10 protein-coding genes and 1 pseudogene are annotated in these 15,674 nt (G+C 55.0%); 7 read left to right on the top strand and 4 right to left on the bottom strand.

Going from position 1 to position 15,674, the window contains the following annotated elements; genetic code table 11:
* The first annotated feature begins 287 nt into the window (after positions 1-287).
* The 7 genes and pseudogenes from dmul_RS10980 to dmul_RS10955 all read left to right on the top strand — a co-directional run bounded on the left by dmul_RS10980 (position 288) and on the right by dmul_RS10955 (position 10,803).
* Positions 288-914 (top strand): peptidylprolyl isomerase, encoded by a 627-nt coding sequence (locus tag dmul_RS10980; RefSeq protein ID WP_020875478.1) that lies wholly within the window; start codon positions 288-290, stop codon positions 912-914.
* A 67-nt stretch (positions 915-981) separates the two neighbouring features.
* Positions 982-5,283, top strand: a complete 4,302-nt coding sequence (locus dmul_RS10975) for an amylo-alpha-1,6-glucosidase (RefSeq protein ID WP_020875477.1) — start codon at positions 982-984, stop codon at positions 5,281-5,283.
* 6 nt (positions 5,284-5,289) lie between these two features.
* On the top strand, positions 5,290-6,243 hold the full coding sequence (locus dmul_RS10970; protein ID WP_020875476.1) for a glycosyltransferase family 2 protein: 954 nt from the start codon (positions 5,290-5,292) through the stop codon (positions 6,241-6,243).
* A 155-nt stretch (positions 6,244-6,398) separates the two neighbouring features.
* Complete coding sequence (locus tag dmul_RS10965) at positions 6,399-7,907, top strand: oligosaccharide flippase family protein (protein WP_020875475.1); 1,509 nt, start codon at positions 6,399-6,401, stop codon at positions 7,905-7,907.
* Between the two features lie 178 nt (positions 7,908-8,085).
* Positions 8,086-8,658: pseudogene (locus dmul_RS21340) on the top strand (glycosyltransferase); the annotation flags it as partial.
* Positions 8,659-8,898: 240 nt separating this feature from the next.
* A complete protein-coding gene (gene tnpC, locus dmul_RS21335) occupies positions 8,899-10,266 on the top strand; it encodes an IS66 family transposase (protein ID WP_020875474.1) in 1,368 nt (455 codons plus the stop codon).
* 48 nt (positions 10,267-10,314) lie between these two features.
* Positions 10,315-10,803 (top strand): glycosyltransferase family 4 protein, encoded by a 489-nt coding sequence (locus dmul_RS10955; RefSeq protein ID WP_159449706.1) that lies wholly within the window; start codon positions 10,315-10,317, stop codon positions 10,801-10,803.
* A gap of 6 nt (positions 10,804-10,809) precedes the next feature.
* On the opposite strand, the gene dmul_RS10950 is transcribed toward dmul_RS10955, so the two are convergent.
* From dmul_RS10950 to dmul_RS10935, 4 genes are all read right to left on the bottom strand, one after another.
* Positions 10,810-12,039, bottom strand: coding sequence for a polysaccharide pyruvyl transferase family protein (locus tag dmul_RS10950; protein ID WP_040414214.1), 1,230 nt, complete (start codon positions 12,037-12,039; stop codon positions 10,810-10,812).
* Positions 12,012-12,995: an NAD-dependent epimerase/dehydratase family protein gene (locus dmul_RS10945; RefSeq protein WP_020875472.1), complete on the bottom strand. Its 984-nt coding sequence runs from the start codon at positions 12,993-12,995 to the stop codon at positions 12,012-12,014. The genes dmul_RS10950 and dmul_RS10945 overlap by 28 nt, the downstream gene beginning before the upstream one ends.
* 88 nt (positions 12,996-13,083) lie before the next feature.
* Positions 13,084-14,217: a radical SAM protein gene (locus dmul_RS10940; protein ID WP_020875471.1), complete on the bottom strand. Its 1,134-nt coding sequence runs from the start codon at positions 14,215-14,217 to the stop codon at positions 13,084-13,086.
* Positions 14,218-14,247: 30 nt separating this feature from the next.
* On the bottom strand, positions 14,248-15,408 hold the full coding sequence (locus dmul_RS10935; protein ID WP_020875470.1) for a glycosyltransferase family 4 protein: 1,161 nt from the start codon (positions 15,406-15,408) through the stop codon (positions 14,248-14,250).
* Between the last annotated feature and the right edge of the window lie 266 nt (positions 15,409-15,674).

Genomic DNA, 15,674 nt, shown 5'->3' with positions numbered 1-15,674 from the left:
AAAGATAGGGGTATACGGGAGGGGAGTTGAGATGTTATAGGAAAAAAGTGATTAAGTGATTAAGTGATTAAGTGATTACGTGATTACGTGATTACGTGATTACGTGGTTACGTGGTTATGTGGTTAGGGGTTAGGGAGTTTAGGGATAATTTGACTTTCGGCTGTAGTTATGATGACTGGGTAGCGGCTGAGCGCTGAAAGGGGATAAAGGCTCCGTTCGTCCTTGACGCACCCCTTCAGTCTTCAGCCTTCTCTTGACTGAAACGGTTTATGATGGGTAGGTGGTGATGAAGAAGACGATGACAGGGTTTGTTCTGGGTGCGGTAATTGCCGTGCTGTTTGGGGTTGGGAGTTTTTGGCCGGCCGGGGCGTGTGCCGCGGATATTCGATCCAGGACCTTCACGGACGAGGAGATTTCGGCCATGAAAGTGCAAAAGGCGATCATCCAGACCCGCTTCGGCAACATCGTCCTGAAGTTCTTTCCCGATGTCGCGCCCAATCATGTCCACAATTTCATCGAGCTGGCCCGGAAAGGCTTTTATGACGGCACAACCTTCCACCGGGTCATCCCGGGCTTCATGATTCAGGGAGGAGATCCCAATTCCCGGGACGCGGACCGGATGCGGCACGGCACCGGAGGCCCAGGCCACCAGCTCAAGGCCGAGTTCAACAGCCGGCCCCACAAGCGGGGAACCCTCTCCATGGCCAGGTCCCGGCATCCCGACAGTGCCGGATCCCAGTTTTTCATCTGCGTGGCGGAAGCCCCCTCCCTTGACGGCCAATACACGGTTTTCGGAGAGGTGGCGGAGGGGATGGCCGTAGTGGACGCCATTGTCTCGGAGGAGCGGGACTCCCGGGACAATCCTCTGAAGCCCATTGAGATGACGGTGAAAATAGAAAAGGCTGAAGACTGAAGGCTGAAGACTGAAGACTGAAGGGATAGGTTGGGGTTATGATCGTTGATGGGAGGGGAAGAAAAAAATGAAAACCAGTCCTCAATTGATACAGACGCCGGCCCCTGGATTGCGGATGGTCCGGTTTCGCGGAGATACCGTCACCATTGCCCTGGAGGCGCCCCCGGCGTGGCGTGGCGGCGCCTGGCTGCGGACCAATATCGGCCGGGTTGCGGTCGCCCGCCGGGAAATTATCCGGGAGGTGGTTCGTGACGAGTCGCCTCTGAATCGTGACTGGTTCGACATCCCCATGCGAAAAACAACGGCCTCCCGGTTCGAGGTGCGGATTCCCCTGGCCGAGGTCGGGCATTTCCAGGCCAAGGCCTATTATCTCCCGGAGGGGGAACCCGACCCCGTCTGGCCCGAGGGGGACAACACGGTCTTCAATGTGGCGCCTGCCGACTGCTGCTGCGGGAACATCATTTACAATGCCTTTGTCCGCCAGTTCGGTCCCAACAAGGTCAAGCGTCTTGAAATGGACCCTGAAACAGCCGACTGCGTCCAACGGTTGGACGGGGACGGCTACACCGTGATCCCCAAATCCGGCACCTTCAGGGACCTGATCCGGGAGCTCGATTTCATCATGGGCGAGCTGGGCTGCCGCTACATCCAACTGCTTCCCATTCACCCCACCCCCACAACCTATGCCCGCATGGGCCGGTTCGGGAGTCCCTATGCGGCCCTCAGCTTCACGGAGGTCGATCCGGCCCTGGCGGAGTTCGACCCCCGGGCCACGCCACTGGAGCAGTTCGCCGAACTGGTGGATGCCGTCCACGCCCGGGGCGGCCGGCTCCTCATGGACATCGCCATCAATCACACCGGGTGGGCCGCCGCCCTGCATGAAACCCATCCCCAGTGGCTTTGCCGCGACGAGCACGGCCGGATCGAGATGCCCGGGGCCTGGGGGGTGACCTGGGCGGATCTCACGAAGCTGGACTACAGCCACCGGGATCTCTGGGTCTACATGGCCGACGTGTTTCTCACCTGGTGCCGCCGGGGTGTTGACGGGTTCCGCTGCGACGCGGGCTACATGATCCCCGTATCGGCATGGCGATTCATGACGGCGCGTGTCCGGGAGGAATACCCGGATACCATCTTTTTCCTGGAGGGACTCGGCGGCAAGATCACGGTGACGCGGGACCTTTTGAATCGCGCCAACCTCGATTGGGCCTATTCCGAGCTGTTTCAAAACTACGACCGGGGGCAGATCGAATGGTATCTCAGTCAGGCCTGGGAGATTCAGCAACAGGACGGTCTGCTGATCCATTTCGCTGAAACCCACGACAACAACCGGCTGGCGGCCCGCTCCACCACCTGGGCCATGATGCGGACGGCACTTTGCGCCCTCTTTTCCCAGAACGGAGGCTTCGCCTTTGCCAACGGGGTGGAGTGGTTCGCCCGCGAGAAAATCATGGTCCACGAAGCCCCGTCTCTCAACTGGGGCGCCGCGGAAAACCAGGTTCGGCACATCCGGCGGCTCACCGCGCTTTTGAAGAACCATCCGGCGTTCCACGACCAGGTGGCGGTTCGGATGATCCAGAAAGGGGCGGCCAACGCCCTGGCGCTGCTGCGGCATCATCCGCCCACGGACCGGCGCCTGATCGTGTTGGTCAACCTGGATGACGGACAATCCGCCGATCTGGCCTGGGAACGGCAAACCGAGATGGGGGACGATCTCCGGGATCTCTTGTCCGGCCGACGGATCGACGTGAGGACCGAAGGTGCCACCCAGGCGCTGACCCTGGCGCCGGGGCAGGTCCTGTGCCTGAGCGACGGCGCTTCGGGTATGTGGATGGAGGACATCCCCCTCATCCCGGACCGGGTCTGGGAGCAGCGACTTCGTGCCAAGGCCCTGGACGTCCACCGGTTTTACCACGGCATCGGAGACATGGGCGATATGGACCTTGCCGCGGCCGCAAAACAGCTCGAGGCCGATCCGGTCGAATTCTGCCGTTCCATGAATCCCGACGGCGAAGAGGCCCGGGTGATCCCGTGGCACTGGCCCGAGGATCTCCGCCGGACCGTCATGCTGCCGCCGGGTCATTTTCTCCTGGTGACGGCGGATGTCCCCTTCCGGGGCGCCCTGATCGATCGGGAACGGACCGGAGAGGAGCGGGTCCTCTCCCAGGAGGAGGGGATGCCCTGCGGATCGTTTTTCGCTGAAGGCCGCAAAACCTGGTTTGCCCTGTTTTCTCACCCGGGACTCCCGGAACGTCATCGGCCGGTGGTGTTGCGGATGGCCATATACGAGCCCTCCGGAGCCGTCCACCGGGACGCGCCGCTGCTGGTTCTCGCCAGGCCCGGGTCTGCCGGGGTTCAGCGGGTGTTCCGGCGCAGGGAACTCCTGGCCCGGCCCTTGCTGTTTCTGGGGACCAACGGCCGCGGCGCCATGCTTCGGGCCCACGCCGCCTGGGGGAAGCTTGCGAGCCGATACGACGCCCTCCTAGCCGGGAACCTCAATCCGCTCTATCCCGAGGACCGATGGGTCATGTTCACCCGGTGCCGGGCCTGGGTCCTCTACCAGGGGTTTTCCTACGAGATCGGGCTCGACTGCCTCGACGCGGTTGTGGCGGCGCCGGGCGAAGCCGCCTGCTGGCGCTACCACATTCCCACCGGCCAGGGGGAGGATATCGCCCTTTCCATTGCGCTCCGGATGATCCCGGGGGAGAATGCCGTTCACCTCTCTCTTTTCCGGCATCCGAGCGCAGGGATCCGGGGGCGGCTTCCGGACGATCGTTTGGTGGACATCGTGCTCAGGCCCGACATCGAGGACCGTAATTTTCACGAGACCACCAAGGCCTTCACCGGGCCGGAACAGCGGTGGCCTGAAGCCGTAACGGCGGGAGAGCGGGGGTTTACCTTCGCCCCGGCCCCGGACAGGCGGCTGATGGTCGAGATCTCCAAAGGGGTTTTCGCGGCGGCGCCGGAGTGGCAGTATATGGTTCACCGGCCGCTGGAGGCGGAGCGCGGCCTGGACCCCGACTCGGATCTCTTCAGCCCCGGCTATTTCAGGGCGTCGCTTGCGGCCGGCGAGACCCTCGATCTGCTGGCCCAGATCCTCGGAGGCGCACGCCTCTCCATGCCGTCCGACCCCATGCCGTTCGAGAAGACCTCGCAGCTTCCGTCCCGGTTTCAGGATCTCACGGCCGGGCTTCGAGCGGCAGTGGAGAGCCATGTCGTCCGGCGGGGGGATTTTTCCACCGTCATCGCGGGATACCCCTGGTTCCTGGACTGGGGCAGGGACACCCTTATCGCGGCCCGCGGCCTGATCGCCGCCGGCAAGCTCCGGGAGACGCGGGAGATCCTGCTCCAGTTCGCGAAGTTCGAGAAGGACGGCACCCTTCCCAACATGATCCGGGGGGACGATGCCCGGAACCGGGACACCTCCGACGCGCCCCTCTGGTTTTTCACGGCGTGTGCCGAGCTGGCGGCTGCCGAGGGAGACGATGCCTTCCTGGATACGGCGCTGGAGGGGCGGACGGTTCGCGGCATCCTCACCGATATGGCGGGTTCCATCATTCAAGGGACCCCCAACGGCATCCGGATGGACCCGTTATCCGGTCTCGTCTTCAGCCCATCCCATTTCACATGGATGGACACCAACCACCCCGCCGGCACCCCACGGGAGGGGTATCCTGTCGAGATCCAGGCCCTGTGGCACCATGCCCTCTCTTTCCTGGCGCGGATCGGCGGGGATGGATCGGCGGGGTGGTGGCGGGAGCTGGCCGAAAAGGTCCGGAACGCCGTTGTTCAACGGTTCTTTCTTGAAGAGGAGGGGTACCTGGCCGACTGCCTGCACACCCTTCCGGGTCGATCGGCGCTCCAGGCCGAACCTGACGACGCCCTCAGGCCCAACCAGATTTTTGCCCTCACCCTGGGGGCGGTGACCGATCCGGTGATATGCCGCCGGGTTCTGGACGCCTGCCTCGGGCTTCTGGTGCCCGGCGCCATCCGAAGCCTGGCGGACAAACCCACAAGGCATCCCCTCCAGATCATCCACCATGGCCGGCGACTCGGCGACCCCCACAAGCCTTATCGGGGCATCTATGCCGGGGACGAGGACACGGCCCGCAAACCCGCCTACCACAACGGCACGGCCTGGACCTGGGTCTTTCCGTCCTTCTGCGAGGCCTGGGCGGCCCACTACGGCGAGGCCGGAAAGGCGACGGCCCGGGCATGGCTGGCATCCAGCACCACCATCATCAACAGCCACTGCGCCGGCCACATGCCGGAGATCCTCGACGGCGACACGCCCCACCGGCAAAAGGGCTGCGATGCACAAGCCTGGGGAGACACGGAACTGCTAAGGGTCTGGCTGAAGTTGAAATAGGAAATCATGAATCAAAACATCTCCGTGATCATTCCGGCGCGAAACGAAGGGGAGACGATAGGGGGCATTGTCGGTCGGATTCGATCGTTGCATCCGGAATTCGAGATCATCGTCATCGACGACGGGTCGACGGACGACACCGCCCAAAAGGCCCATGAGGCCGGGGCCCAGGTCTATCGCCACCCCTACAATATCGGCAACGGCGCCGCGATCAAGAGCGGCATCCGGATGGGGGTGGGGGATGTGTTCGTGTTCATGGACGGTGACGGTCAGCACAATCCCGAGGATATCGCAAGGCTTCTCGAGTACTTTCCCGACTACGACATGGTGGTGGGTGCGCGGGGTTCGGGCGGGCAGGCCTCCTTTGAGCGGGCCGTGGGCAACAAGGCCTACAACTGGCTCGCCTCCTACGTGACCAAATTCCGGGTGAAGGACCTGACCTCGGGATTCCGCGCCGTGAAAGCCGAGATCGCCAGGAGCTACCTCTATCTCCTTCCCAACACCTATTCATATCCCACCACCATGACCCTGGGCGTGCTCCGGGACGGCAACAGCGTCCGGTACGTGCCCATCGACATCGGAAAGCGAACCGCCGGAAAGAGCCGGATCAGCGTGTTTCGGGACGGCGTCCGGTTTTTCATGATCATCACCAAGATCTGCACCCTCTACTCCCCCATGCGGGTCTTCCTCCCCGTCAGCTTCGCGATGTTCATGGCGGGCCTCGCCCATTACGGCTATGCCTTCGTTACCTCGGGGCGGTTCACCAACATGACCGCGCTCCTCTTCATGAACGCCCTGGTCATCTTCATGATGGGGCTGGTATCGGAGCAGATCTGCCAGATGCGCTTCGAACGCCGCAGCAGCGAACGCCCCGTTAAGAAGTTCTCCCCCAAACCGCAGGATAGGCAAAAACATATAAATATAATTATTGACAACCCCCGCGCGCCCGACTATGAGTAGAAAAACTACTCAATCAAGGAGCTGTCTGCTTGAATATCCTGTCCGGCCTCATCTCCTCCAAAACACGGATCAAGCTGCTTGTGCGGTTTTTCCTGAACCCCGACAGCCGTTCCTAGACACACAAACATACCGGTAAAACGAAAAATTATCCCTGAATGACAACAACCTCTCGAGCCAAAAAGATTTTTGCGCTTTCGCTCGGTCAGGGCTTGACCGGCGTTGTCAACTTAGTTTCGGGGATGGTGATGGCACGGGTCTTGAGTCAGGCGGAGTTGGCAACCTATAGACAAACGATGTTGGCCTATCAGATTGCCATTCCCCTGCTTTCTTTAGGGCTGACACACGGAATCTATTACTTTCTGCCCACCGAAAAAACCCGGGTGCGGGGAATCGTGATGGACGCTCTTTTCATGATGGTGGCCATGGGGCTCCTCTATGCCGTATTCATCGCGCTGGGCGGGAATCATCTTCTGGCCAAACGATTTTCAAACCCCACTATCGTTAACACGTTGGCTTATTTGGTGCCGTTGCCTCTGGTTATGCTGCCTGCAGGTCTGCTGTCTTCGGTTCTGGTCGTTCAAGATCAGGTGAATAAACTGGCCATCTACAATGTCTCCACCAATATGGTGCTGGTTTTGGGGGTCATTGCAGCTTGCCTTTACTGGCAAACACCCGAAGCCATGGTCATTGCCAAGGTCGGAACCGGTGTTGTAATGGGGCTGCTGGGCATCCGCCTCATGCTCAAGGCTCTGCCGAAAGACGACTGGCGGCCGCACTGGCGTAACATGAAAAAAATGCTTTCCTACAGCATTCCGCTGGTAACCGCGTCCGTGCTTGGCACCATATCTTTCCAACTTGACAAAATCATCGTATCCTCCATGTGCACACCGGAGGAATTCGCGATCTATTCCAATGGAGCGATTGAAATTCCTTCGATCGGAATTCTTACAGGATTGATTATGGCCGTCATCCTGCCCGATCTCAGACGCCTGGCTTCAGTAAATGATGGTCGGGGAGCTTTAGTATTGTTTCGACAATTCGCAGGCAGATCAGCAATGGTCATGATGCCGGTAATGATGTTTTTGCTCGCGAGTGCAAAACCATTTATTTTAACTCTTTTTTCCTTCAAATACATCAACAGCGTTCTACCATTTCAAATATATTTGTTAACTATTCCAATGCGTATTGTAACATTTGATACTTTTCTAATGGCTTTTGGAAAAACCAGAACAATTTTAAACCGTTCTGCAGTTGGTTTAGTGGCTAACGCAGTCATGAGTATCCTCTTTGTGCATAGCATGGGCTATCTGGGTGCAATCATAGGAACAATTCTGAGCCTATGTTTTGTAGAGACCTTGTGGAATTTTATTTCAATAAGCCGTATCGCCAATTGTTCATGGTGGAATGTGTTACCTTTAAAAATAATTGCTCAACTGACGGGGTTGGCAGTATTGGCATGTTTGCCTGTTGGCATGATGGTAGCATCAGGGCTTGAAATGGCGCCATTTACCTTACTTCTCATCAACGGGATACTTTTTGTCCTAACATTTATATCTTTGGTTTGGATTTTTCGTTTCGAGATTATGAAACATGAAATAGTTTGGTTATGGGCCAAAGGGTCAAATTGGATAAAATTAATCCTGCGACGCAATTTGACGATATAACTACTTTAAATTAAAGTTAAAGTCAACTAATATGGATTTATTTTATTTAATCAAAACCACCGCCAAGTTTTGACTGTTTTTTGTCTGCAAATCCCAAACCCAAGTAGAACAATATATCATAAAAATATTTTTTTTAGATTATAGTATGTAATTGATCAATTGTGCACACCCGATAAATATGAAAATTTTAGTTGTTACATCAAAAAAAGATCATGGAGGCGCATCTGTCATCGCTGAGGATGTGGCTCGGGGATTAGCGAAAAAAGGCCATAATGTGCTTTTTGTCTGCACTGGTGAGAGTTCATCAACAACACAGTCAGAAAAATATCACACGCAAATCCTTTCAAACGCGAACGAATTTAAAATTTATCATTATTTTAACCTGCTTCTTTTAAAAAAGCTATATTACATATGTAAGCATTTCAAACCCGATATAATCAATGTCCACAACATTAATTTACAGACATTTTCTTTGGGCACATTGCTTTTTTCATGGCGTTATCCGTTAGTTTGGACCCTGCATGATGTTTGGGCTATCTGTATGGTAGGATGGCCTGCAACTGATAAATGCGATTTAGATGCAAAAAAATGTGAGAGTTGCACTATTTGGCCAACTTGGATGGTAAAGATTAACAGGTATCTTAAAGAATGGGTTTACAAACATTCGTGCTTTAGCGTGATATGTCCCAGCCAGTGGCTTAAAAACTTATTGCGAGAAAGCCACTTAGGTCAACATTCTCTGAGTGTTATAAATAATGGTATCAGTAATACGCTTTTTTATCCACTTAAAGGTGATAAGTCATTCCAGTCAATGAAATCAAATTATAAAACACTTCTTTTTTGTGGTGGAAAAAAGGTCGATAAACGATCACCGGCAGTAAGAAAAGGTTGGAAAATTCGTAAGCGATCACAGGGGTATTTAACTTCCCCTTCTACAAAATATGATATTTCTCACAAGATTTTTTATGCACTATCTGTTACTTTAATTTCCATGATGAAGTACCGTCCATTCACAGAAGAAGACTGGCAGGCAACCCCTGAACCTGTAAGAAAAGCATTTGAATTTTTGGAACAGCAGGTTGAAATCCTGACCCGGCGCCTCGATGAACTGGAAAATCGAATCAACAAGAACTCCGGGAATTCAAACAAGCCGCCGTCTTCAGACAATCCCTACAAGAAGAAACCAAAGCGCAAAGCCGTCCAGAAGCGAGCCGGCGCCAAAAAAGGGCACAAAGGGCATATCCAGAAACGTATGATGCCCACTGAAATTGTCATCCTCAAGCCGGAACGTTGCCCCTGCGGCAATCGGCATTTTCCAAAAACGAAGCCGTTTTACGTGCATCAGGTCATCGAGCTGCCTGAAATCAAGATGGACGTGACGCACTTCATTCTCCATTCAGCCGGCTGTCCGAAATGCGGCGTCGAAAACAGGGCGGAACTTCAACCCGAAAACAGGACCGGCTTTGGCCCCAGGCTGACTGCCCTGATCGGTGATCTGGCTGGAAATCACGGAAACAGCCGGACCAGCATCCAGGAATTCTGCAATTCTGCCCTGAACTTTCACATCAGCCTTGGCGCGGTCCAGAATGTCATCGATCGGGTGTCGCAGGCAATTGAGCCTCACTATGAAACCATCGGAACAAAGATCAGACGAGCCCTCAAGGCTCATATCGACGAAACATCTTTTCCCAGGAGCGGCGACCTCGAGTGGCTCTGGGTCATGGCCAACGATGATGAAGCCTTCTTTAAAATCCATCCAAACCGCTCAAAAGAGGCCTTCGAGGCGCTGATTGAAAAATGGAACGGCATCCTGATCAGCGACGACTATGGCGTTTATCAGAAATGGGCCGCCGGGCGACAGACCTGCCTGGCACATCTGATCCGCAGGGCCAAAGGATTGAGAGAAAGAAGGGACCCCGGCATTGCCAAATTTGGGGTCTGGTGCACGAGTGAACTTCAACGATTGTGCAACATGGCGAAAAAGCCGCCTGCCCAGGGAGAATGGAACGCCTTTTATGCAAGGCTCTGCCGGTTGATCGGGCTTTATCGTGATGAGAAAAACGATGCCGGACGAATGGCGCGCCGCCTTGACAAGGAGATTGAATCCCTGTTTGTATTCCTTGACGAGGAGGGCGTTGATCCCACCAATAACCATGCCGAAAGAATGCTGCGTTATGCCGTCATCTGGCGAAAGCGAAGCCAGGGGACTGAGAGTACAAAAGGGCAGCGCTGGGTAGAGCGCATTCTGACACTTCGCCATACCTGCAGACTCAGGTCCAGGAAACTTTTTCCTGTACTCGTCGATGCCGTGCAGTGTTTCTTCAAAGAGCTGAATCCAGACATGGCCTGGATTTCCTAATATTTTTCAAGTACCCTCTGATCGCTTACGAAAATTCTATCCTCAGCCTTGATAATTCTATCTAATTGGCGGAACGATATTCGTCTTCTTTATGTCGGAGATCCCGTTGAGACACGACCAGATTATCCTGTTCCTATTAAATTTGTTGGAAGAATATCACGCAATGATATGAGCAAGTACTATAATCAATCTGATTTATTTTTGTTGCCAACATTAGCGGATAACAGCCCCTTGACAATTATTGAAGCTATGGCTTGTAAAGTTCCAATCATTGCTACTGATGTCGGTGGAATTCGTGAAATGATTGTACACAATCAAACCGGCTTGCTATGCAAGCCTCGAAATCCGAATTCTTTTGCAATGGCGATAGATCTTATGCTTTCAGATGATCGCAGGCGTCAGGAAATGGCAGAGCAGGCATACCTTTACTTCAAGGAAAAATTTAGCATAGAGCAGATGGTCGATAGCTATGAACTTTGTTTTCAACATACGATTGAATCTTGGGAAAGATCAATGCAAATGGCAAACAATAGTTGATATTGGTTATAGTATTTCTAAAATTTCCGTCTTTATGTTTTGGATCGTTTGATTGTGTCTATGTATTAATATCGAAACTGATTTCTCAAATCGACATCCAAATTCTCTGTTGCGGTTTATACAATTCTGAATGGCATGATTTCTCAAATCGATGTTTAAAATTTTCTCCTGATCATATTGAATAATTAAATTAGGTTTTAATTCTAATTCAACCATAAAGTTCTCACATTTTGATGCATATACCAAAGCTATCATTGGTTTTCGGTTCACCGCTGCCATTATCAGACCATGCAACGGCACCGCTACTACGACATCAATTTTGCTCATCAAACGCATGATTGCATCCGTCGTTATCGCTCCTTCGTAAATTTCAGCATTATCGGGGAAGCCGGCTGTTTCAACAATCTTGTGGGCAAATAAGGTGTCTTCACTTGAGCTATTCCGGCTTTGGTAAACAGGCAAGATGATCACTTTATAAGAGTTGCAGAGCTGATTCAGAAGGTCGGCAAAGCATGTAGCGGACGCGTGAAAGTCCTGATCTATAATTTTTCGATTCAGCTTCCGTTTGATCCATGAAGGCAGGAAATCGCCATGTCGTTTTTTGGTATAACGGGGACACAGCAGAATAGTTTGAGGCCTGATCCGAGAAGGAGGGAAGAGCATTTTTAGGTTCGCAAAGTGGAACGCAAGGTCTGCGGTCAACATCAGCTTTTTGTGCTTTATGCCGATGTCAAGAGCGTTCCTAAATGATGTGCGCTCTCTGACGCAGATACGGTCGATTCTGTTGAGTACGAAGCGAGCAATTATTCTACCAATTCGAGAAATTTCGCCTTCATTTGCAATACCTACCCCAACGGCCAGACAACGGCTTCCAAAAATCCATGACAGCAGACCGGGGGCGAGATTTGCGACTAAGTAAAGAAAGCTGGACTGAGTCTGAACCAGTTCTCCCCCGCCCAATAGCACCAGCTCGGATCTGTGCAAATTTCGTATCGTTCTGAGCAATCCCTTCAGTGTAAACGGATTGGTAGACTGAACGTCGTATCGTTCGTCGGTGTAAGATGGGTCTGAGCTGTAACAATATATTCTCCCAACCGACTTTATAGATTTAAGAATATCCACCAAAGCTTCGAAAATTATGATATCACCCATATTCGAATGTCGACCGTGAAGCTGTCCCCAGCTGGCGGTAAATACATTTATTTTCTTCATAGCAGATGAGTTTTCGAAGCCCATTCCAATGTTCGTCGCATACCCTCCTCGAACTCGACGTTAGGCGAAAAACCGATATGTCGTCTGATGCTGTCGATGTCCGTCCCGTGATCTCGGGTCAGAAAATCGACCTGACTCCGCGTCATGAAAGGCTGGGTTCCGGTGGGTTCCGCCCATGCCTCGAAGAAGGCCCCCGCGAGTTTCAGTACCGGCACGGGAACCCTCAGCTCTGGAATTTTTACGTCGAGAAGCTTTGCGATGGTGTCCGTATAGGCCTGAACCGTGATCAGCTCCGGTCCGCCGACATTGAAAACCCGGCGCCGGGCGCCCGGATGTCCGATGCAGGCATAAATCGCTCGGGCGGCGTCCTCCACGAAGGTGGGCCGAAGCACGTTGCCGCCGCTACCGAACCTGATCCAGAGACGGTTCTTGATTTTACTGTAAAGCCTTATCCTGCGCCTGTCCCCCGGGCCATAAACAAAATCCGGTCGAAGAATCGTCCAGAACTGCTTGGGACGATAATGATGATTAATCACTCTTTTTTCGGCGATGACCTTGCTGATTTCATACAGCGCCCTTGGGTGATACGCTGCTGTTTCCGGGGCGCATTGATGCCCTAAACCCTGGACCCCGGGGGTGCTGACGAATACAAACTGCATCCCCTTGCTTCTACCAAACCAATCTAACAGAAGCTCGGTTGCGGTGACATTGTTGGCCAGGACGTGAGATTCTGCAATGCCCCATGCCCCAAGGACCGCTGCCATATGAACGACAATGTCGATATCCTTGGGCAGTCGGGGATATGTACCTGTGTCGGTCAGATCACCCATGATTACATTGAAGCCTTGGCCGACAAAACAGGCTGAATCCAATGCAGATGGGTTTCGAACCACACAGTAGACTTTATGGGATTTCGCCGCCAGAATCTTCAGGAAATGCATACCAATGAACCCCGTTCCTCCGGTGACAAGAATCTTCAAGTTACAACCTTTCGGTGTAGATGAACATTATCCTTTGAACCCCGTTTCCCATATTGGTGAATTCGGGTTTTCCGGCAGTTGACCGGAATCATCCAACACCGACGATCTCTCGGACGACCCGGGTCAGGGACGGCGGGTGCATCAGGATGTTGGAATAGGCCTGGTTGGCCATGGGGCAGGCGCAGCGGCCTTCCCGGATGAACCGTCGCACGGTGTCGGCCCGGGGGCTGTTCCAGAGGGCCTTGAAGTCATATCCATAATCCCGGAGGCTGCCCATGGGCTTGTCGTAACCCAGGGTGCAGCATGCCCAGACGTCGCCGTACGGGGTCAGGTGGGCATTGGTGATGCCGGCGTAGCAGGGGATGATCTGGCGGTTTTCCCGGAGGATGCCGACGGCCAGCGTATAGTAGACCAGACGAAACGCATGGGTGATTCGCTGGAACAGCACCTTTCGCTCCATGTGGGTTTTGATCTGCTTCACGAAAAAATCGATGGCCGTTTCATACTGATCCGGATCCGGGGTGATGGGATCGGCCTGGTTGAGCATCTCCGAGCGCTGCTCCGCAATCTCGTTCCGGTAGCTGTCGGTGCCGAGCCGGGTGACGAAGGCGGCGATCCTCTGGATGTCGTTGACGTTCCATCGGGAGATCACCGTGCCGAGCTCCGGATGGAATCGGGGATGGTCCGCCTGCAGGGCCTTGAGACGGTGGAACAGCGCCATGACCTTCTCGAAATTGCCGGGAACGCCCCGGATCTCGTCGTGCTTTTCGCCGAGATGATCGAGGCTGGGCTTGATCGTGAGGCGGACATGGGGACAACGGCGCTTCAGGTATGAGAGAATTTCCTGCGTCTGTGCCACAATACGGTCCACCGCAAGCCCGTTCGTGGGGATGTGGATGATGCCGGGGCTCAGGTGGATGCAGGCGAGCCGGATGATCTCCAGAAGGTCTTTGCGCAGGAACGGCTCGCCGCCGCTGACATTGAACACGTAGACGTGCCCCAGGGATCGGAAGATCTTTTCGATCTCCTCCAAGGTCAGCTCCGTCTGCCGCTTTGCGGGATCGTCTCGGTAGATCCGCCAGATGCCGCAGGTTTTGCAGCGTGACTGGCACTGGTTGGTGACGGAGAAGGTCAGGTTGAGGGGCGTCCCCGGCGTAGCCCATCCCCTGTAGGCCGCGGCGTATCGCGGTATTTTGGGCAACACTTCCCTGAGATAGCTCACTGTCGGTTCCTTAGCGGTGGGATTAAACCCCTATAACTTTTTACAGGCATCCTTATACACCAGGAAGGTGGCTTTGGCAATGGCCTTCCAGGAAAAATCCCGGCTGAGGGCATGGGCGTCCGCTGCCAGAGATCGGAGTCGGTTCGGGTCTTGGAGGCAGCGGACGACCGCCCGGGCAAGGGCCGCGGGGTTCTGTGGGGGGACCACGCAGGCCGGGTTCTTCACCAGGTCCGGGAGGCCGCCCACAGCCGAGACGATCATGGGTTTTCGGAAAGCCAGGGCCGTGCCCGCGACCCCCGACTGGCTGTCGAAATGGTGATAAGGCAGGATGACCAGATCCGCTGCGGTGAAGAGCCGATGGACCCCGGCCGACGGAATGTAGTCGAGAATCGGCAGGACGTGGTCGTAAAGCCCCAACTTCCGGATGAGGCATTCGTATGGCGCCCAGCTTTCCCACAATTTTCCGGCGATCACCAGGCGCACGTCGGCTCTGATTTTCAGGATTTCGGCAAGGGCCTTCAGGGCCGTATCGACACCTTTATAAGGTCGGACGGCTCCGAACAGGAGGACGATCTTCTCCTCGGGGCCAATGCCCATATCTGTTCGAAAGGTGCCGTCGCTTTTGCCGGACCGGGCCTGGAAATCGAGGGTGCCGTGGGGGATCCTGCTGATCCGGGATTCAGGGATGCCGTAGTGGGCTGCGAGCTGACGACGGTTTTTCTCGGTATGGACGATGAAACGGTCCCCCAGGGTGAAAAGGGCGCGGGACGCCGCGATATAAGCCGGAGCGGTTTCGTGGGGAAGCACGTTGTGAACGGTGAAGACCACGGGCTTTTTCCGGGCCTTGAACCCGGCGCAGATCGTCATGTAGACCGGCGCAAGCGGCAGGCTCCACCACTGGGCGTGAAGGAGTTCGGCCCGGGTCCCGAGCCCCGCCTTAATCCAGCCGGCGGGGTCGTACCAGGTCAGGCGGCGGCGTACCGTCAACCGGGGATGAAAAACCTCCGGAAAGGTGGTATCGTCCGCCAGGTCGCCGCCGGGATAGAGGGCGCGGGGATACATCTCCCTGAAGGAGATGAAGTCGACCCGGCCGCGCTCGGCCATGGCGGCGGCCAGTTCAAGGCAGTAGCCGCTCACGCCCCGGAGAGGCGGGAAAGAGCCCAGCATGGCGATGGTGTTTACTGTCGTCATTCACGCCTCGTTTCGTCTGCTCATCCAAGCCGTCAATAAGCATGATGGTGACCGGATAGAGGTGCCGGGAGGATACGGCCCGTGCCGCTTAAGCGCCGCGGAGGATCAGCGGCCCGGACTGTTTGAGCGAAGCGAGTTTCCGGGCCGCCCGGAGCAAGCTTTAGCGGCACTTGAACGAAACCGCGCTGGGCGAGGGCCGTATCCTCCCGGCACCGGCCTATGAAAGTCCGGCACCGGCCTATGAAAATCGAAAGTTGAGATTGAAG

The organism is Desulfococcus multivorans, from assembly GCF_001854245.1.
Taxonomy (GTDB): domain Bacteria; phylum Desulfobacterota; class Desulfobacteria; order Desulfobacterales; family Desulfococcaceae; genus Desulfococcus; species Desulfococcus multivorans.
Note: the sequence above shows the minus strand (reverse complement) of the source record. Positions and strands in the feature narration are given on the sequence as shown.